This is a genomic window from Mycobacterium sp. (genome assembly GCF_039583805.1).
Taxonomy (GTDB): domain Bacteria; phylum Actinomycetota; class Actinomycetes; order Mycobacteriales; family Mycobacteriaceae; genus Mycobacterium.
Genome location: NZ_JAVKSH010000004.1, coordinates 39,957 through 59,324, shown reverse-complemented (window position 1 = coordinate 59,324; position 19,368 = coordinate 39,957). Strand labels below are relative to the sequence as shown.

The 19,368-nt window shown below is 68.9% G+C and carries 13 protein-coding genes and 3 pseudogenes; 8 read left to right on the top strand and 8 right to left on the bottom strand.

Translation table 11 applies throughout. The features are described from left to right. Positions 1-53 precede the first annotated feature (53 nt). From ABDW21_RS01030 to ABDW21_RS00995, 8 genes and pseudogenes are all read right to left on the bottom strand, one after another. A complete protein-coding gene (locus ABDW21_RS01030; RefSeq protein WP_343709950.1) occupies positions 54-884 on the bottom strand; it encodes a hypothetical protein in 831 nt (276 codons plus the stop codon). Between the two features lie 3 nt (positions 885-887). Next, positions 888-1,284 (bottom strand): annotated as a pseudogene (locus ABDW21_RS01025) (ATPase). A gap of 229 nt (positions 1,285-1,513) precedes the next feature. Continuing rightward, positions 1,514-2,257, bottom strand: coding sequence for a 6-phosphogluconolactonase (pgl, locus tag ABDW21_RS01020; protein WP_343600920.1), 744 nt, complete (start codon positions 2,255-2,257; stop codon positions 1,514-1,516). After that, a complete protein-coding gene (gene opcA, locus ABDW21_RS01015) occupies positions 2,254-3,165 on the bottom strand; it encodes a glucose-6-phosphate dehydrogenase assembly protein OpcA (protein WP_343600921.1) in 912 nt (303 codons plus the stop codon). The genes pgl and opcA overlap by 4 nt, the downstream gene beginning before the upstream one ends. A 94-nt stretch (positions 3,166-3,259) precedes the next feature. Further along, positions 3,260-4,789 carry a glucose-6-phosphate dehydrogenase gene (gene zwf, locus ABDW21_RS01010; protein ID WP_343600922.1) on the bottom strand — a complete coding sequence of 510 codons (1,530 nt, stop codon included), beginning with the start codon at positions 4,787-4,789 and terminating at the stop codon, positions 3,260-3,262. Then, a complete protein-coding gene (tal, locus tag ABDW21_RS01005; RefSeq protein ID WP_343600923.1) occupies positions 4,786-5,901 on the bottom strand; it encodes a transaldolase in 1,116 nt (371 codons plus the stop codon). Before tal ends, zwf begins: the two co-directional genes overlap by 4 nt. Positions 5,902-5,991: 90 nt before the next feature. Continuing rightward, positions 5,992-8,082 (bottom strand): transketolase, encoded by a 2,091-nt coding sequence (tkt, locus tag ABDW21_RS01000; RefSeq protein ID WP_343600924.1) that lies wholly within the window; start codon positions 8,080-8,082, stop codon positions 5,992-5,994. A gap of 121 nt (positions 8,083-8,203) precedes the next feature. Beyond that, positions 8,204-9,076 (bottom strand): LysR family transcriptional regulator, encoded by an 873-nt coding sequence (locus ABDW21_RS00995; RefSeq protein WP_343600925.1) that lies wholly within the window; start codon positions 9,074-9,076, stop codon positions 8,204-8,206. Positions 9,077-9,384: 308 nt separating this feature from the next. Here ABDW21_RS00995 and ABDW21_RS00990 point away from each other — a divergent pair, with 308 nt between their 5' ends. The 8 genes and pseudogenes from ABDW21_RS00990 to ABDW21_RS00955 all read left to right on the top strand — a co-directional run. Beyond that, the gene (locus tag ABDW21_RS00990) at positions 9,385-9,813 is read left to right on the top strand and encodes an anti-sigma factor antagonist (protein WP_343600926.1); all 429 of its coding nucleotides are present in this window, start codon (positions 9,385-9,387) and stop codon (positions 9,811-9,813) included. A gap of 190 nt (positions 9,814-10,003) precedes the next feature. Beyond that, complete coding sequence (locus ABDW21_RS00985) at positions 10,004-10,918, top strand: heme o synthase (RefSeq protein ID WP_343600927.1); 915 nt, start codon at positions 10,004-10,006, stop codon at positions 10,916-10,918. Positions 10,919-11,064: 146 nt separating this feature from the next. After that, on the top strand, positions 11,065-12,594 hold the full coding sequence (locus ABDW21_RS00980; RefSeq protein ID WP_343600928.1) for a PPE family protein: 1,530 nt from the start codon (positions 11,065-11,067) through the stop codon (positions 12,592-12,594). Beyond that, positions 12,594-13,808, top strand: coding sequence for a cupin domain-containing protein (locus ABDW21_RS00975; protein WP_343600929.1), 1,215 nt, complete (start codon positions 12,594-12,596; stop codon positions 13,806-13,808). The genes ABDW21_RS00980 and ABDW21_RS00975 overlap by 1 nt, the downstream gene beginning before the upstream one ends. A 21-nt stretch (positions 13,809-13,829) precedes the next feature. After that, entirely contained in the window at positions 13,830-14,789 is a 960-nt protein-coding gene (locus tag ABDW21_RS00970; protein WP_343600930.1) for a hypothetical protein, read from the top strand. A 235-nt stretch (positions 14,790-15,024) separates the two neighbouring features. Beyond that, a complete protein-coding gene (locus ABDW21_RS00965; RefSeq protein ID WP_343600931.1) occupies positions 15,025-16,668 on the top strand; it encodes a PPE family protein in 1,644 nt (547 codons plus the stop codon). 287 nt (positions 16,669-16,955) lie between these two features. After that, a pseudogene (locus ABDW21_RS00960) lies at positions 16,956-17,711 on the top strand (class I SAM-dependent methyltransferase); the annotation flags it as partial. Then, positions 17,703-18,422, top strand: a pseudogene (locus ABDW21_RS00955) (methyltransferase domain-containing protein); the annotation flags it as partial. The pseudogenes ABDW21_RS00960 and ABDW21_RS00955, both read left to right, overlap by 9 nt. Positions 18,423-19,368 lie beyond the last annotated feature (946 nt).

Sequence of the window (19,368 nt, the reverse complement as noted above, 5' to 3'; positions counted from 1 at the left end):
CCGGCCACCCGGCCGGGGAACAACCCCGAGACGGGGTGCAAGTCGCGTGACCACTAAAGATCACTCACTCGCAACGGAACCGTGTAGACGGTCTCGCCGGTGTCGACGCGCACCGGGGAGACCACGGCGCGGGCCATGATCGAGCGCTGCGCCAGCCGGGTGGACTCCAGCGCGCAGCGCTGCGCGAAGCCGTCAGCGTCGCCGGCCAGCAGCCGGGCCAGATGTGCGGGATGCTCGAGCAGGTCGACCAGCGCCCAGCCGAGCGCCGCGGCCAGGTTGGACATCGACGCGACGTGGATCAGGGCGACGTCGAGCGCGATCCCGCGCAGTCGGGTGTCGCCGGTCTCCGACGACCAGGCGTCCACGATCCGGCCGAAGAGCGCCTGCCGGTCGCCGATGCCGGCGTCGTGGCGGCGGACCGCGGCCGCCACGACATCGGCGACCTCCTCGAGTGCCGCCCGTTCGGCGCGCTTGCCCGACGCGGCAACCGTCGCCATCGCATCGGGATGCACGAATGCGTCCGAGCCGTCCAGCACGTCGAAGGCGCTACACAGCCGCTCGAACGCGGTGCCCGCGGCCGATCCGGGCCCCGCCCACCAGTCGAACCCCATCCGGTGCCCGAGCCGGCGGGTGACGTCGAAGATGTCCACCGTGCCGGCCGTCCCCAACTCGGCGACGGTCTCATCCAGCGCCCGGTCCAGGCTCGCCAGGTAGCAGGCCACGTCGTCGCGGCGGAACAGGGTGCCGGGCAGGATGCGCCGTCCGTCGAAGATCTCCTCGGGCAGTTTGCGTCGCAGCATCAGATAGTCGGCAACCGAGACGTCCCAGGGCAGCCCGACGCCGTCGGCGCACGGCGGGTCCGGGATCACGCGAGCGTCCGGCACGGATTACCGGGCCGTGCGGTTCCGCACCGCGTCGAGCAGGCCGCGCACGGCGTGCTCGGTTGCCGAGACCGGCGACAACACCGTCTCGCCCAAACCCACGATGTGATCGATTCGCCCGACGATGGCCTCCACCGGCTCGACGATCGTGCCCAGCCGGCGTGCCAGGCTGTCCAGGCTCGCCAGGGTGTCGTCGAGGTGATCCAAGCCGCCCTGAAGCCGTTCCACCGTGGCGTTGAGGCGCGATAGCGAATCGTTCAGCTCCTGCAGCGTCGCCCAGCCCGGCCAGCACACCCTCGACTTGGCCCACCGTGATGTCGGCGTTCAACGCCGCCTGCGCAAGGGTTTTGAGCCGCTGACGTTCCCTGGACGTGCCGCCGGTCATGTCTGCCATGACGGTCATTATGCGCGCGGGACCCGGACTTGCCGTGAGCAGTCGGTCGCGCGAACGGGAACCGGGGCGCCCGGCCCGGCGTCGGATCGGGTATGCAGCTCAGACAGTGCGACCAGCGCGGCAGTGTGACCGCGCGTGCTGCCGGCGCCGACCCCACCCGGCGGATCGCCGACTGTGTCGGCGAATATGCCGCCGGCTATGCCGACTGTCGGGCCGACCGCCGAGCCGAGCCGCAGCGTTAGCGGGGCAGTTTGGCGGCTGCTCCGGTGTCGAGGAACCACACGGTGTTCTCCCGACCGACCGCGCCCGCACCCGGCACCGCCACCGGGTCGGCGCCACCGAGCGCGGCGGCCACCGCGTCGGCCTTCTCCGCGCCGGACACCATCATCCAGACGTCGCGGGAGCGCCGGATCGCCGGCAATGTCAGGGTGATTCGTTGCGGCGGGGGTTTGGGCGAATCCTCGACGCCGACCACCAGCCGCGTCTTCTCGCGGGCTGCCGGACTGTCCGGGAACACCGAATTGACGTGGCCTTCCGGTCCCATCCCGAGCAGGTGGACGTCGAAGTCGGGTGCGGGGTCACCGGGCTTGGCATGGGCCGCCAGCACCTGCTCGTAGGCCAGTGCCGCGGCGGCCGGGTCGTCGCCCGGTTCGCCGCCGCGGGCGGGCATCGCGTGCACGTTGCGCGCCGGGATGGCGACGTGGTCGAGCAGGGCGTCGCGCGCCTGCTTGTCGTTGCGCTCGTCGTCGCCGTCGGCCAGGTAGCGGTCGTCGCCCCAGAACAGGTGCACGCTGCCCCAGTCGATGCGCTCCGCGTGGACGCGCAGATACCGCAGCAGCCGGTTGCCGTTGCCGCCGCCGGTCAGCACGATGAGGGCCTGCCCTCGGGCGCCCACCGCCTCGCCGATGACGCCGATCAGCCGCTCGCCGGCCGCGGCAACCAGCGCGTCGCTGTCCGGAAAGGTCCAGACGGCGGCGCTCACAGGTACTCCACCCGGTCGATGCCGACAAGGGCCGCGTGGTAGGTGTCGTCGGGGTTCAGCCGTCGCAAATCCTCGGCGAGGCATTCTCGGGTTGCCCTGCGCGCCAACGGAACCAGTGTGTCCGGTCGTGCAGTGCGGCTCAAGGTGGCTGTCGCTCCTTCCTGGGGGCGGCTCAGGGTCACGGTCTCGGTGTCGCGGACCAGGTCGACCTTGAGCTCGCCTACCGCGCGCCGCACCGGGCCGTCGATCCGGCTGGCCAGCCAGCCGGCCAGCACGTCGAGCGCGGGCTCGGTCGCGAGTCCGGACACCAGCGCCGATCTCACCGGCTCGTAGGGCGGCTGGTCGAGTGCGGAGGCGAGCAGCGCCCGCCAGTAGGTGATGCGGCTCCACGCCAGATCGGTGTCACCGGGGGTGTACCCCGGCAGCCGGCTCGTGATCGCCGACAGCGGGTCGGCCCCGTTGGTTGCGTCGGTGATACGGCGAATTGCCAACGCGCCCAGAGGATCACGGGCCGGTACCGGTGGAGCGACGTCCGGCCACCAGGTCACCACCGGAATGTCCGGCAACAGGAACGGCACCACGACGCTGTCGGCGTGGCCGGCGAGGGGGCCGGACAGCCGCAGCACCACGACCTCCCCGGCGCCGGCGTCAGCACCCACCCGCAGCTGCGCGTCCAGGCGCGCGTCGGCGGCGTCGGGATCGCCGGTCGTCACCACGATCACCCGGCTGGGATGCTCGTGGCCGGCCGCGTTGGCGGCTTTGATCGACTCGCTCAGCAGAGCGTCGCTGTCTGTGGCGATGACCAGCGTCAGCACCCGTCCCATCATCGCGGCACCGCTTTCTTGGCGCAGCTCGTCCAGCTTTTTGTTGACCGCAGCGGTGCTGGTGTCGGGCAGGGCAATGATCACAGGCGCCGCTCTCCCCCGCAGCGAGCCCGCGCACACCGCAGGTAGGGGAGTGCCGCCACGCCATCGCTGCATCCCAGACCGCCGCCCGCGCGGGTCATGGCCGCCGCCATTCCCGGCCGCTCCGGCGCAGCATCTCGAACGCCGACGCGGGGCCCCAGGTGCCCGCCTCGTAGGGGTCGGGCCGGCCGTGTGCGGCCCAGTAGTCCAGGACGGGATCGATGACGTCCCAGGCTAATTCGACCTCTTTGTTGACCGGAAACAGCGACGGCTCACCGAGCAGCACGTCGAGGATCAAGCGCTCGTAGGCCTCGGGTGACTCCTCGGCGAACGCGGAGCCGTAGGAGAAGTCCATGTTGACGTCGCGGACCTCCATCGCCGAGCCGGGCACCTTGGACCCGAACCTCAGGGTGATCCCTTCGTCGGGCTGGACCCGGATCACCAGTGCATTGGCGCCCAGCTCGTCGGTCATCGTGGCGTCGAACGGCAGATGCGGCGCCCGCTTGAACACCAGCGCGATCTCGGTTACCCTGCGGCCCAACCGCTTTCCGGTGCGCAGGTAGAACGGCACCCCGGCCCAGCGGCGGGTGTCGACCTCGCAGGTGATCGCCGCGAAGGTCTCCGTCGTGGAGTCTTCGGAGAAGCCGTCCTCGTCCGCCAGCCCGACGACGTGCTGCGCGCCTTGCCAACCCGCGGTGTACTGGCCGCGGCTGGCGGTCTCGTCCAGCGGCTGCGCAAGCCGCGTTGCGGAAAGCACCTTGATCTTTTCGGTCTGCAATTGCGACGGCGCGAAGCTGACTGGCTCTTCCATGGCCGTGAGCGCGAGCAGCTGCATCAGGTGGTTCTGGATCACGTCGCGGGCGGCGCCGATCCCGTCGTAGTAGCCGGCCCGCCCGCCCAGGCCGATGTCTTCGGCCATGGTGATCTGCACGTGGTCGACGTAGTGGGAGTTCCAGACCGGGTCGAACAACTGGTTGGCGAACCGCAGCGCCAAGATGTTCTGCACCGTCTCCTTGCCCAGGTAGTGGTCGATGCGGAACACCGACTCTTCCGGGAAGACGCTGTCGACCACCGTGTTGAGTTCCCGGGCGCTGGCGCGGTCGTGACCGAACGGCTTCTCGATTACGACTCGGCTCCAGCGGTCCTGTCGTGGGCGAGCCAGTCCGGAGTTGTGCAGCTGCTGGCATACCGCCGGGAAGTCGTTGGGCGGGATGGCCAAATAGAACGCGTGGTTGCCACCGGTGCTTCGCTGCGCGTCGAGCTTCTCCAGGCACTCGGCCAGCCGGGCGAACGCGTCTTCGTCGTCGAAGGTTCCCCGCACGAAGCGGCACCCCTCGGCCAGCCGGTCCCAGATTGCCTGCCGGAACTGTGTGCGCGAGTGTTCTTTCACGGCCCGGTGGACGAACTGGCTGAAATCCTCGTCCGTCCAGTCCCGGCGCCCGAACCCGACGAGCCCGAAGGTGGGCGGCAGCAAGCCGCGGTTGGCCAGGTCGTAAATCGCCGGCATCACCTTCTTGCGGGCGAGGTCGCCGGTGACGCCGAAGACCACCACACCGCACGAGCCGGCGATCCGGGGCAACCGTTTGTCGCGTTTGTCCCGCAGCGGGTTGTGCGACGTTGGGCTCATGTGGCAGCGGATTCGAGCTGAGCCCGGGTTTCGGTGAGCAGCTCGTTCCAGGACGCGACGAATTTCTGCACGCCTTCGTTTTCCAGCACCACGAACACATCCGGCACGTCGATCCCCGCCGCGGCCAGCCCGTCGAACACCTGCTGGGCCGCCGCAGCGGTGCCGGTGACCGTGTCACCGGTGATGGTGCCGTGGTCGGCGACGGCGTCCAACGTCTGCTCCGGCATGGTGTTGACGGTGTGCGGGGCCACCAGCTCGGTGACGTAGAGGGTGTCGGGGTAGTCGGGGTTTTTCACCCCGGTCGAGGCCCACAACGGCCGCTGCAGCTGGCCGCCGTCGGCGGCCAGCGCCGCGTAGCGCTCACCGTCGAACACGTCCTGGAACGCGGCGTAGGCCAGCCGGGCATTGGCCACCCCCGCCTGCCCGCGCAGCGCCAGCGCGTCGGCTGAGCCGATCTTCTCCAGCCGCTTGTCGACCTCGGTGTCCAACCTGGACACGAAAAACGATGCGACGGAATGGATCGTGGACAGGTTGTGCCCGTTCTGCCGTGCCTTTTCCAGCCCGCTCAGATACGCGTCCATCACCTCGCGGTGACGCTCCACGGAGAAGATCAGCGTGACGTTGACCGAAATGCCTTCCGCCAGCACGGCGGTGATGGCCGGCAGGCCCGGCTTGGTGGCCGGGATCTTGATCAGCAGATTCGGCCGGTCGACGATCTTCCACAGTTCGACGGCCTGCCGAATGGTTTCGCCGGTGTCGTTGGCCAGCCGCGGGTCGACCTCGATGGACACCCGCCCGTCGACTCCGTGGGAGGCCTCCCACTGCGGGCGCAGCACGTCGCAGCCGTGGCGGACGTCGTCGGTGGTCAGGGTGCGCACCGTGGCATCCACGTCGGCGCCGCGTTCGGCCAACTCGGCGATCTGGGCGTCGTAGGCGTGTCCGCCTTCGAGTGCTTTCTGGAAGATCGTGGGGTTGGTGGTCACGCCGACAACACTTTTGGTGTCGATGAGGCGCTGCAGGTTCCCGGATGTGATCCGGTCGCGGGACAGGTCGTCCAGCCAGACGGACACGCCCGCGCCGGACAGCGCGGCCAGGTTAGGATTCTGCGCCATCGTAAATCGCCCTTCTTCTTTCGGTTGTCTCGGTATTTCGGTTGTCTCGGTATCTCGGTTGTCTCGGTATCGCTCAGCTGTTTCTGTCGCTCAGTTGTCTAGTGTTCGCTCGGCGGCGGCGGCGACCGCTTCGGCGGTGAAACCGAACTCGCGGAAGATGGTTTTGTCGTCCGCGGATTCGCCGTAGCGCTCGATCGACACGACCTCCCCGGTGTCGCCGACCCACTTGTGCCAACATTGCGCGATGCCCGCCTCCACGGCGACGCGCGCCGAGACCGCGGGAGGAAGCACGCTGTCTTGGTAGTCGTACGGTTGAGACTCGAACCACTCCACGCACGGCATGGACACGACACGTGCCGCAATATCCCTGTCCGCCAGGAGTTTGTGCGCCTCTACCGCGAGCTGCACCTCCGAACCGGTGGCGATGAGCACGACGTCGGGCTCGCCGGTGCCGGCGTCGCGGAGCACGTACCCGCCCCGCGCGACGCCGTCGGCGCTGGTGCCGTCGAGCACCGGGACGCCCTGGCGGGTCAGGATCAACCCCACGGGGCCGCCGCCGTAGCCGCGGGCCAGCACGGTGCGCCACGCGAAGGCGGTTTCGTTGGCGTCGGCGGGGCGCACCACCGACAGGTTCGGGATCGCGCGCAGGGCCGACAGGTGCTCGATCGGTTGATGGGTGGGGCCGTCTTCGCCGAGCCCAACCGAATCATGCGTCCACACGTAGATGGTGTCGATGTTCATCAGCGACGCCAGCCGGACCGACGGTCGCATGTAGTCGGAGAACTGCAGAAAGGTTCCGCCGTAGGCCCGGGTCGGTCCGTGCAGCGTGATACCGGACAGGATAGCGCCCATCGCGTGCTCGCGGATCCCGAAGTGCAGGGTGCGGCCGTACCAGTGCGCGGTGTACGCCTTGGTCGAAATCGACGGCGGCCCAAAGGAATCGGCACCCTTGATGGTGGTGTTGTTGCTGCCGGCCAGGTCGGCGGAACCGCCCCACAGCTCCGGCAGTCCCGGGCCGATCCTGGCGAGCACCTCGCCGGAGGCGGCGCGGGTCGCCAGTTGCGTGGAACCGGGCTCCCAGTACGGCAGGTCGGCGTCCCAGCCGTCGGGCAGCTGGCGGGCGAGCAGCCGGTCCAGCAGCGCCTTGCGTTCGGGCTCGCGCCCGGCCCAGGCGTCGAAGTCGGGCTGCCAGCGCTCGTGCGCCTGCCTGCCGCGCTGCACCAGCCCGCGGGTGTGGGCGATCACCTCGTCACGGACCTCGAAGTGCTTGTCCGGGTCGAAGCCGAGCACCTTCTTGGTGGCTGCCACCTCGTCCTCGCCGAGTGCCGCGCCGTGCGCCTTGCCGGTGTTCATCAGATGCGGCGCCGGGTAGCCGATGACGGTGCGCACCGCGATGAACGACGGTCGGTCGGTGACGGCCTTCGCGTTGGCGACGGCATCCTCGATGGCGGCGACGTTCTCGCCGCCCTCCACCTCCTGCACGTGCCAGCCGTAGGCCCGGTACCGCGCCGCGGTGTCCTCGCACAGCGCGATGTCGGTGTCGTCCTCGATCGAGATCCGGTTGTGGTCGTAGAACACGATGAGGTTGCCCAGCTGCTGCACTGCCGCCAGGGACGACGCCTCCGAGGTCACTCCTTCCTCCATGTCGCCGTCGGAGGCGATCACGTAGATGAAGTGGTCGAACGGGCTGGCGCCGGGGGCGGCGTCCGGGTCGAATAGGCCGCGCTCGAAGCGGGCGGCCATCGCCATGCCGACCGCCGACGCCAGGCCCTGCCCCAGCGGGCCGGTGGTGATCTCCACGCCGGGGGTGTGCCCGAACTCCGGGTGGCCGGGGGTCCGCGATCCCCAGGTGCGCAGCGACTGCAGGTCGGACAGCTCCAGGCCAAAGCCGCCGAGATAGAGCTGGATGTAGAGGGTCAGGCTGGAATGCCCGCACGACAGCACGAACCGGTCACGGCCCAGCCAGCTGGTGTCGGCAGGGTCGTGCCGCATCACCCGCTGGAACAGCATGTACGCCAGTGGAGCGAGGCTCATCGCGGTGCCCGGATGCCCGTTGCCGACTTTCTGGACGGCGTCGGCGGCCAGCACCCGGGCGGTGTCGACGGCAGCCGAATCGATCTCGGTCCAGTCGCCGGGATGGCGGGGCAGGGTGAGTGCAGAGATGTCTTCCACAGTGGTCACGAAGTCAGTCCTCATCTCGACGCAGCTGGTCGTTCCCCACCCTAGTGCGGGCAGGCTGCTCGTGATGGGTCGAGGCGGCGGCACCCCTACCGGCCGGAGCCGAAACACCGGCTCGCGGCGATCAGATGCGGGCGGGCCCGATCATGTCCAGGAAGGCGGCGGCCGCCGGCGCCGGCGGCCGTTTGGCCGGGGTGACGACGCTCAGCTCCCACGGGATCGGGGGGTCGGTTTTGACAGCGACGACGCGATGGCAGTTCGTCAAGACGGCCGGCGGCAGGAAGGCGATGCCGAACCCGCAGCCGACCAGGTCGACCAAATCGCTCAGGGTGTCGGACTCGCAGCAGATCCGGCGGTCCAGGCCGACCTGGGAGCAGGTCGCGTCCACCTGTGCTCGCAACGCGAAATCGGGTCTGTCGCCGATGAATTCACGTTCCGTCAAGTCGGTGAGCGCAACGGTCTCGTGCTGGGCGAGCGGGTCGTCGGGCCGTACGCCGAGGGCCAGGTACTCGGTTCCGAGCAACACCTCATTGACCCGGCGCGCGTCGTAGGGACGGTTGACGAAGGCCAGGTCCAGGGGGCCGTCGGCGGTGGCCTTCACCAGGTTGTCGACGGCGTCGGTCCGCAGCTCGATGCTGACATCCGGATAGCGTTCGTGGTAGCGCGTCAGCAGTGCCGGCAGGTCGATGATCCCCAGCACCTGCATCGCGCCGATGGCCAGGTGCCCGCGCAGCACGCCGCGGACCGCGTCGACCGCGGCCCGGCCGTTGGCGGCGGCGGCGAGCGCGCTGCGGGCGGCCGGCAGCAGCGCGCGGCCCGCGTCGGTGAGGTCGATGTGGCGGCTGCTGCGGATCAGCAGGGCGTCGCCGAGTTCGCGCTCCAGGGCGTTGATCGACGCGGACAGGGTCGACTGCACGACGTGGACGCGTGCCGCGGCGCGGGTGAAGTGGCGTTCCTCCGCCACGGCGACGAAGTGCGCCAACTGCCGTAGCTCCATGAATCGATGTTAACGATCGGCGCTATCGGCACTGTCCATCGTCCGCATCCTGGAATCAGCGCACGCCTGCGTTAGCCTGGAGGCAACGCTTGCACGACATTGCTCTCGGGTGTTCCGTCCCTGATCAGGGACGGGTCGGGGATCGCGGGTCGTCGTCGAAGGTTCGGCACCAGCGCTTCTCGCCGGGTCGATCGTGCCGATGCACGAGTAGTTGCGAGAAGGAGCGTTCGGAGTCCGGCATCGGAGCCACGGTTCGTTGAACAGCCAGCGCCGTCTCCGCCGACGTGTACGCAGGAGCTGAGTAGAGCATGAGCACCGCCACCGGAGCACAACCCGTCGGGCAGTACGGCGAGGGCGTCCCCCGCCCGCCCGACGGTGTCGCCGCCCGACTGCAGACCGTCACAGACCGTCGCGACAGCGCGGTGATCCTGCAGGCTCGCGGCGAGGTGGACGCCTACACGCTGCCCGCCTGGCAGCGGATCGTGCGGGAGACAGCGGCGCACGCGACTACCGCCGGTCCGGTGATCGTCGACATCACCGGGCTCGACTTCATCTCGTGCTCGGCCCTGGCGACGCTGGCCAGCCAGGCGGAGGTGTGCCGGGAGCAGGGTAGCGACCTGGCCATGGTGTGCCGAGCGGGGGTCGTGCACCGTGTCGCGGCGGCGACCGGACTCGATCAGCGGCTGGCCATCTACACCACGACCGACGCGGCGGTGCGTGCGTCCGCACCCTCCTGATGACACAGGGGGCCTGATACCAGGGACGCGCACGTCGGCCGGGACACCGCAGCCCCAGGGCGCCGACGTCGATGACGCGCTATCACCCGGCGCGCGACGAAGCGACCCTGCGATTCGAGCGGTGCAGCCAAGCGGTCTACCATCGCCTGTAGTAGAAGCTGCGCGCTGCCGCGACCCGAGGAGTTATTGCGTGAGCATTCGCGGGCCCGTCGCGCCACGCCGCATCCGCGTCGCGTTCCTGGCCTACCTGGCGTTGACCAAGCCGCGGGTGATCGAGCTGCTGCTGGTCACCGCGATACCGGCGATGCTGCTCGCCGACCGCGGCACCGCCAACCCGGTGCTGATCGTCGACACGTTGATCGGCGGGATGCTGGCGGCCGGCGGCGCCAACACGCTGAACTGCGTCGTCGACGCCGACATCGACAAGGTGATGACGCGGACCGCACGACGGCCGCTGGCCCGGGCCGTGGTGCCGACCCGCAACGCGCTGGTGTTCGGGCTCGCGTTGAGCGTCGGCTCGGTGGTGTGGCTGTGGTCGACGACGAACCCGCTGTCCGGGATGCTGGCCGCGGCCACGATCGCTTTCTACGTGTTCGTCTACACGTTGCTGCTCAAGCGCCGCACCTCGCAGAACGTGGTGTGGGGCGGCGCCGCGGGGTGCATGCCGGTGATGATCGGCTGGTCGGCGGTCACCGGAACGATCGGCTGGCCGGCGCTGGCGATGTTCGCGATCATCTTCTTCTGGACGCCGCCGCATACCTGGGCGCTGGCCATGCGCTACAAGGAGGACTACCGGGCGGCCGGCGTGCCGATGCTGCCGGCGGTGGCCACCGAACGCGAGGTCACCAGACAGATCCTGGTCTACACCTGGCTGACGGTGGCTGCGACGCTGGTGCTGGCGCTGGCCACCGGCTGGCTGTACGCGTCGGTGGCGCTGCTGGCCGGGGTGTGGTTCCTGGCCATGGCCCACCAGCTTTACGCGGGTGTTCGCCGCGGCGAGCCGGTCAAGCCGCTGCGGCTGTTCCTGCAGTCGAACAACTATCTGGCGGTGGTGTTCTGCGCCCTGGCGCTGGATTCGGTGATCGACCTGCCGACGCTGTTCTGACCGGCGCAACAGCCGGCCGCCCGTGATCTCCCGCCGGGGTGCCCCACACGCGCGGCGACCCGCGGCGTCCGGAACTTTCTGCGGCCGCGCTGCGACTACCTCCATCGATTGTTCACGTCGACGGGCATCCGAGGAAAGGCGCTGCGGTGACGGCACCGGTCTGGATGGCCTCGCCGCCGGAGGTGTACTCGGCCTTGCTGTCCAGCGGCCCGGGGCCCGGCACGCTGGCGACGGCCGCGGGCGCCTGGTCGTCGTTGAGCGCCGACTACGCCGCCGCTGCCGAGGAACTCAACGCGGTGGTGACGTCGGTGCAGGCCGGGGCGTGGCACGGGCCCGCCGCCGAGTCGTATGTGACGGCTCATGTGCCGTTCGCGGCATGGTTGGTGCAGGCCAGCGCGGACGGCGCGGCCGTATCCGCCGCGCTTCAGACGGTGGCCGCCGCCTACACCGCCGCGCTGGCGGCCATGCCGACGCTGGCGGAGTTGGCCGCCAACCACACCGCGCACGCGGTGTTGGTGGCGACGAATTTCTTTGGCATCAACGCGATTCCGATCGCGCTGAACGAGGCCGACTATATGCGGATGTGGATCCAGGCCGCCACCACGATGGCGAGCTACCAGGCGGTCTCCAGTGCTGCGGTGGCGTCTGTGTCTGGGACGTCGCGCACCACCGCGGCGCCGCAGATCCAGAAATCCAGCCGCAACAGCGCCCGCCCGGCAGACGGCGAATTCGGCGGGAGAGGCAACCACAACGGGATATTGCCCATCGTCGACAACGACTCCGGCGATCCCTACGACCTGAGCTGGTGGGTGAATCGATTCCTCGAAGTTCCCGAAACCTTATGGAGGGACATCCTGATCGCCGAACACAACCCGGCTCAAGGGCTGCTGCAGTTGTCGCATGACGTTCCGGGACTGGCGTCAGACTTGGCCGGCCACGCGGTACAGGCCGTCGAGTACTTCCCAGAGGTCACGGCGCTTCCGGTGGCCGTGCCGGCCGGAGGTGTCGCGGGCCTGGGCGGGCTGGGCGGAATCCAGCTCGATCCGGCCACCGCCCCCGCCGGGGAGGCTACGCCGGCGCCGCAGGCACCCAGTGCGCCGGCGGCCACCGGCGGCCCTGTTGCGATGGGCGCCGCGGGCGCGGCGCCCACCTCCGCGCCGGCGCACGTTCCCGCCCCGGCGGCGAGCGCCGTCGCGGGCTCGGCGTGGCCCGCACCGGCACCCGGCGGGGCAAGTTTCGTCCCGCCCTACTCCGTGGGCCCGCCCGGCATCGGGTTCGGCTCGGGGACGAGCACCGGCGCCGGCGCCACGCGGAAATCAGCGGAGCCCGATGCCGCCGCCGTGGTACCCGCCGCCGCCGCTTCGCGGGAAGAGGTGCGGGACCGGCGGCGCCGGCGTGCGAAGCTGCGCGGGTATGGTGACGAATTTATGGAAATGAATGTCGATGTCGCCCCAGACTGGGGCGTGCCGCCGCGGGGCGAGCCGGCAGCGTCGGACAACGGGGCCAGCCCGCTGGGTTTCTCGGGCACCCTGCGCGAACACGCCCTCGAGCAGGCGGTGGGCCTGACCACGCTCGCCCATGACGAGTTCGGTACAGGCCCGGCGATGCCGATGCTGCCGGGCGGCTGGAATCCGGATCAGGCCAGCCGGGCGGAAGAAGTCGAAGCGCACCGCTGATGCAGCAGCGCGTATCGGGCGTCGGCGCCGGGTTCTCGTTGGCCTGGTTGCTCGCACCCCTGCCGGTCGAGACGTTTCTCGACGACATCTGGGGCGTGACCCACCATCACGTCACGCGCAGCTGCGCGGGCTACTTCGATGGCCTGCTGGATGGGTCGTCGGCGGTCGATGCGCTCTTGGAGTTGTATCGATCCGAGCCCGGGCCGGGGTGGACGGTGCGACTGGTCCGGGGGGACGACAAACACGACTCTGACTCCTATCGGCTTGCCGACGGCAGCCTCGATCTGGTCCGTATCCGCAACGACTTTGCCGACGGCTACACCATCGTCATGGATGGTGTCGAGCAGTACGTGCGCGCGATCGCCTCGCTGACGCACTCCATCGAGGTCGACCTGAACTTCGCCACCAAGGTCAACGCCTACATCACGCCACCCGGCTCCCGGGGCTTCGCCGCCCACTACGACGAGCACGACGTGGTGATTCTGCAGGTTCAGGGATCCAAGATCTGGCACCTGTACGACGGCGCGGACGTGCCACCGCACGTGATGTATCGCAAGCAGCCGGTTGTCACGGCCGACCTCCCGGCGCCGACCGACCTGCGTCTGGAGGCCGGCGACGTGCTGTACCTGCCACGCGGACGCGTTCACGCGGCCGAGACAACCTCGGAGCCGTCGGTCCACCTGACCGTCGGGATCCACGCGCCCACCCTGCTCACCCTCGTCACCCGAGCGCTGTACTCGCTGAGTTTCTCCGATGACCGGGTCCACACCCAGTTGCCGCCACGATACCTCGACGACCCAGATGTGCGCGCGAACGTCAGCCTCCTGGTGCGCGAGGTCACCAGGGCGCTCGACGAACCGGGCGTCATCGCCGAAGGGCTCGGCGCGTTGGAGGACATCCTGGTCAAGCGCGGCCGATGCCCACCGGTCGGACAGGCCGTCTCGAACGCTGCCGGGATCGACGCACACACCGTGGTGGTGAAGTACCAGCCCCTGTATTCGCGGGTGACCGCGGCTGCGGGCGGCGTTGTCCTGCATTTCGCGCAATTGGCCATCAACGCCGGACCCGAGCACCACGCCGCGATGCTGTTCGTTGCGAAAAGCACTGAGCCGTTTCGGGTTCGCGACCTGCCGGGGCTGTCCGCGGCGCAGCAGACAGAGCTGGCCCGAACCCTGATCATGAGTGGATTCCTTGTCCGACTGCCCGACGACTGACCTCGACGCGCGGCTGCCGTGATGGAGTTCGCCGACCTCGCCCGCTGGACGCCGATCAGGGTCGACTTTTCGGGTCCCGCACCGGCGGTCTACTGGGCCGACCTCTCCGCGGAACGCTTCGCCGAACCGTTCTTCGATGAGACCGTCGCCGGCTGGGCATCACGCTCGCGGGCCCGGCCGCTCGTCAGGACGGGGCTCGACGCGCTGGAGGCTCTCGACGGGGAGCCGTCGCTCGATCCGTCGGGCATGATCTTTCACCTGTCACGGTGCGGTTCGACCCTCGTGTCCCGGCTGCTGGGCACGCTCCCCGGCGTCGTCGTGCTCGCCGAGCCGGCGCCGCTCAACGCGCTCCTCGGGCTCGATCCCCGACGGGTTGACGACGTCACGCTGGCCCGGGCGGTGCGTCTGGTGGTGCGGGCGCTGGGCCGGCGCCTGCACGGCGACGACCGTTCGCTGGTGCTGAAGTGCTCGAGCTGGAACATCCGCCGCCGCGCAGTCCTGGCCGCGGCCTTTCCCGACACACCCTGGGTCTGGGTCCAGCGAGAGCCGGCGCGTGTCCTGGCGTCACTGTTCGCCAAGCCGCCGAACTGGCTGCAGGTCCAGACCGCGCCGGCTCAGGCCGCCCGGCTGTTCGGCCTTGATCCGGGCGCGGTCCCGGCCATGACGCGTGTCGAGTTCGCGGCTCGCACCCTGGGCGCGATGCTGGCGGCGGCCGCGGCCGATCCGGCTCGGCGTCTCTGCGTCGATCATGCCGACCTGCCCGCCGCGGTGTGGCAGCACGTGATCCCGCATCTCGGGCTCACGGCCGACGCCACGACGATCGAACGCATGACGGCGGAGTCCGGGTTCCACTCCAAGGAACCGGCACCCCGAGTGTTCGCCGGCGATTCCGCCGAGACCCATCAGCTCACCGACGAGATACGTGAGGCCGCTCGACGATTCGCCGACCCGGGGTATCGCGCGCTCGCGCCGCATCCCTGAACCGGCGTCCCGCAGGGGCAGACCTTCCCATACCACCGGCAACGTGGTAGACAGTCTATGCTAATGATAATCATATTCATCTAGTCTTCGGGTCCACCAGCCCGTTGCCGAGGAGTCCCGCTACTGAGGAGGTTCGCCGTGGCCGTGCACGTCGTTCCCGAGGGCCTGGCGGTCGCGGGTGCAGTCATCGTGGGCATGCGGCAGCATCGTCGTATCGCGTCCTGACGGGCTGACAGTGACCGCGCCCGTCTGGATGGCCGCTCCGCCGGAGGTGCACTCGGCGTTGTTGAGCAGCGGACCCGGGCCCGGATCAGCACTGGCCGCCGCGGGAGCCTGGCGTTCGTTGAGCGCCGAATACTCCTCGATTGCCGACGAACTCGGCGCGGTGCTGGCCGCGGTGCAGGCCGGCGCGTGGGAGGGGCCGAGCGCAGAATCGTTCGTGGCCGCGTTCGTGCCCTTCCTGGCGTGGCTGACGCAGGCCAGCGCCAACAGCGCGGCGGCCGCCACCCAGCTCGACACCATGGCCGCGGCCTACACCGGCGCGTTGGCGGCCATGCCGACCCTGGCGGAACTGGCCGCCAACCACGCCACCCATGCGGTGTTGCTGGCGACGAATTTCTTCGGGATCAACACCGTCCCGATCGCGCTCAACGAGGCCGACTACGCGCGAATGTGGATCCAGGCCGCCACCACGATGAGCAGCTATCACGCGGTCGCCACCGCCGCCGCGGCGGCGACGCCGCCGACCGACTCGGCGCCTGCGATCCAGAAATCCGCCGCAGCCAAGCCGCCGAACCCGTCGTACATCTATACCGACGGGATCGGGCTGTCCGGTGACAACCCGTTGGGTATTCCGCTGTGGCTCCAGCAGTTCTTGCACCAGGTTGGTATCGGAAACACCCTCGTTGCCCACGACCCGCGGATCGACCTGTGGTTCGACAACGTCGTCGCGAATGTGCTGAAGAACTTCGGGGTGCACTGGAACCCCACCGCAGGCACTCTCAACGGGGCCCACTACGACTCCTGGGCCGAACCTGGCCAAGCGATCTGGTGGGTAGCCCGATCGCTCGAACTCTTCGAGGACGCCCAACAGTTCGGCACCTACCTGGTCCACAATCCGGCAGTGGCGTTCCACTACGTCCTCGACTGGGCGCTGTTCGACATTCCGCTGCACATCGAGCAACTCGGCATCTTCTCGGCTGGGAATGCGGCGACACTGGCGACCGGGGCCAGCGCCGCGGCCGTTCCCGGGGCAGGGGCCGGCTTGGCCGGGCTGGCCGGCATCGCGCAGCCCGCAGTGCCGGCACTGGCGCCCGCCGCGGCGGCGCCCACTGTGCTGCCGGTCGCCGGGACCGCCCCGACCCTGACGGTGTCGACCGTGGCCCCCGGCGTGCCTCCGGCGCCCGCGTCGGCTCCCATATCGAGCCCCGCCGCCACCGCTCCCGCTCCGCCGCCGCCGCCCGCCACCGGCGGGGCCGGCTTTGTTCCTCCGTATGTGGTGCCGCCCGGCTTTGGCTTTGGTTCGGGGATGAGTACCGGTGTGAGTTCCGGCGCCACACGGAAGGCGCCGGAGCCCGATATCGCCGCGGCTGCCGCGGCCGCGGCCGCGCGGGATCAGCGGCAGGCGCGGCGCCGGCGCCGTGCGGTGATGCGTGACCACGGCGACGAATTCGCCGACATGAACATCGAGGTCGACCCGGACTGGGGCGCGCCGACGGCGTCGGACCACGGTGCCGGGCCGTTGGGCTTCGCCGGCACGGTGCGCGGTGAAGCCGCCGCGCAGGCCGCGGGATTGGCCCGGGTGACCGGCGACGACTTCGCCGGCGGCCCCGCGGTCCCGATGGTGCCGGGCAGCTGGCACGCCCGGCCTCGCCGCTGACTCCGCGATCCGCATCGACGAGTCGCTGCTCGACTCGCACGCAACGAACATCTTGCGGGGGCACCTTAGAGGTCTAAACTCGGAACGCGGTGCAGAAAACAACGGGTTGCGCTTTCGACTCCGCCGGGTTGTGGTTACTGCAGGTTCGCTCTACCCGGCGGTGCGTGTGTTCCGCACCCCCCCGGGGCATACCCCAGGGATCACGGTTCCGTCCGGGTTCGCGGGTGGGCTTCGGCCCGGCCCCGTGACCATTCGACCATTGAACGATCGCGAAGCTTCTGGAAATTATGTGGGTCGAAAACCGAAAAGAGAGGTCAATGTCGAGTTCCAGTGTCCAAGACAACGCAGATTTGCAATCGTTCGAACAGAGTTACGGCGAGGATCCGTTAACCGACCGCGAGACGGATCTCTATCGTGCAGAATATGTGATGGGTTTCGTCGAGAAGTGGGATGAACTGATTGACTGGGACGGCCGGGCACAATCCGAGGGCCAATTCTTCATCGATGTTTTGCGCGCCCGGGGCAAAGAACACGTTCTCGACGTCGCCACTGGCACTGGCTTCCATTCCGTCCGCCTGACGGAGGCCGGGTTCGACGTCACCAGCGTCGACGGTTCAGCGGCCATGCTGGCCAAAGCGTTCGAGAACGGCCAGCAACGCGCGCTCATTCTCAAGACCGTCCAGGCAGATTGGCGCGAGTTGAACCGCAACATCCACGGTAAGTACGACGCCGTCATTTGTCTTGGCAACTCGTTCACACACCTACACGAGGAGCAGGACCGGCGCAGGGCACTGGCCGAATTCTATGCCGCATTGCGCCACGACGGAATTCTGATTCTCGATCAGCGGAACTACGATGAGATGCTCGATCACGGCTTCAAGACGAAGCATAAGTACTACTACTGCGGCGATCAGGTCACGGCAGAACCCGAATATGTCGACGAGGGTCTGGCGCGCTTCAAATACACCTTCGCGGACAGCAGCGAATACACGCTGAATATGTTCCCGCTGCGCAAGAACTATGTCCGGCGACTGATGCGCGAGGCGGGTTTCGAGCGTGTACGCACCTACGGCGACTTCCAGGAGACCTACCAGGACAGCGAGCCCGACTTCTTCATCCATGTCGCCGAGAAGTCCCTGAGTCCGGCCGCCCAGCAGGCTGCGGGCGCGGACGAGAACACTGCGCAGGCGCAGGCCTACTACGACAGCGACGACGCCGACACGTTCTACTCGTTGATCTGGGGCGGCGAGGACATCCACGTCGGCTGTTATGAGGACACCCGCGACATCACCGCTGCCAGCGTCGAGACGGCAAACCGGATGGCGCACCGGCTGACCAACCTCGGCAGCAACACCAGCATGCTGGATCTCGGGGCCGGGTACGGCGGGTCGGCGCGGCGCCTCGCCGGCGAGTACGGCTGTTCCGTCACCTGCCTCAACATCTCCGAAGCGCAGAACGACACGAATCGGCACAAGAACCGACGTGCCGGCCTGGAGGACAAGATCCGGGTGCTATACGGCAGTTTCGACAACATTCCGGAACCCGACGGCACCTTCGACGTGGTCTGGTCGCAGGACGCATTCCTGCATGCAACCGACCGCCGGCGGGTGCTCGCGGAGGCCTTCCGCGTCCTCAAGCCGGGCGGTGAGCTGATCTTCACCGATCCGATGCAGGCCAACGATGTGCCCGGCGGTGCGCTGCAGCCGGTCTACGACCGCCTCAACCTTATCGACCTCGCCTCGATGCGCTTCTACCAGGAGGCGGCCCTGGCCATCGGCTTCGAAGTTCTGGACCAGGTCGATGTCGTCTACAACCTCCGGACGCATTACGACCGCGTGCGTCAGGAACTGGAATCCCGACGCGCCAAACTCGAGCAGCGGTCCTCCAGGGAGTACCTGGACAACATGCTGGTCGGCCTCAACAACTGGGTGGAAGCCGCCGACAACGGCTACCTGGCCTGGGGCATCCAGCATTTCCGGAAGCCCACCTGAACGGTCGGAGGCGGATATCGCCGGCAAGCAGTCAGCTCATGCGATGGCGGGCGCCCTGGAGGCCGACACCGTGTCGACGCCAGCGGCCACATGGGCGACTACTGCAGTCCTGACTAGGCTCACGATTCGCGGTTTGTGGTAGCTGCAGCGCGCTGAGCTACCGAAGAGCGTGAACGCACCAGTGAGCCTGCTGGGCGGCCGATCAGCCAGGAGCACCTGGAGGCGAAACGACGTGTCGGCACTACGTTGCCGCGCAACACACCTCAAACCCCGTTGGTGCCGTGCCGAGCCGACCGCCACCCAGGTCCCGACCGCCACCGAGGTCGTTGGCACGGCGCCGTGCACCCGAAGACCTCCCGATCCCCATATTGCTGTCTGGTCACATCAGCACCACCGGCCTCTGTGTCGGCGGCCTCTGGACGAGGTGATGTGCGCCGTGCCCGCCTCTGCGCGACAACCTCCTTCGCGGTACCGCGCCACCACAACTCCTTAGCAGCACCGCACCACCACAACTGTCGCTGTGAGCTGGGCACCTCGGGTGCCGACCGGCGCAGGGACACCTGTGGCAGGTGTGACCAACGCGACGTCGCCGCCCCATGGTGTGCACTGAGCTGCGCCAAGCCGGGTGTCATGCGATGGCGGGCGCCCTGGAGGCCAACACCGTGTCGACGCCGGCGGCCACATGGGGCGACTAACGCGGCCTCGTTGG

Excerpts from the sequence above, each read along its gene's own strand:
- ABDW21_RS00970 (WP_343600930.1), top strand. The coding sequence starts at position 13,830 with ATGGAGTTCGCCGACCTCGCCCGCTGGACGCCGATCAGGGTCGACTTT.
- ABDW21_RS00990 (WP_343600926.1), top strand. The coding sequence starts at position 9,385 with ATGAGCACCGCCACCGGAGCACAACCCGTCGGGCAGTACGGCGAGGGC.
- ABDW21_RS00995 (WP_343600925.1), bottom strand. The coding sequence starts at position 9,076 with ATGGAGCTACGGCAGTTGGCGCACTTCGTCGCCGTGGCGGAGGAACGC.
- ABDW21_RS00975 (WP_343600929.1), top strand. The coding sequence starts at position 12,594 with ATGCAGCAGCGCGTATCGGGCGTCGGCGCCGGGTTCTCGTTGGCCTGG.
- zwf (WP_343600922.1), bottom strand. The coding sequence starts at position 4,789 with ATGAGCCCAACGTCGCACAACCCGCTGCGGGACAAACGCGACAAACGG.
- tal (WP_343600923.1), bottom strand. The coding sequence starts at position 5,901 with ATGGCGCAGAATCCTAACCTGGCCGCGCTGTCCGGCGCGGGCGTGTCC.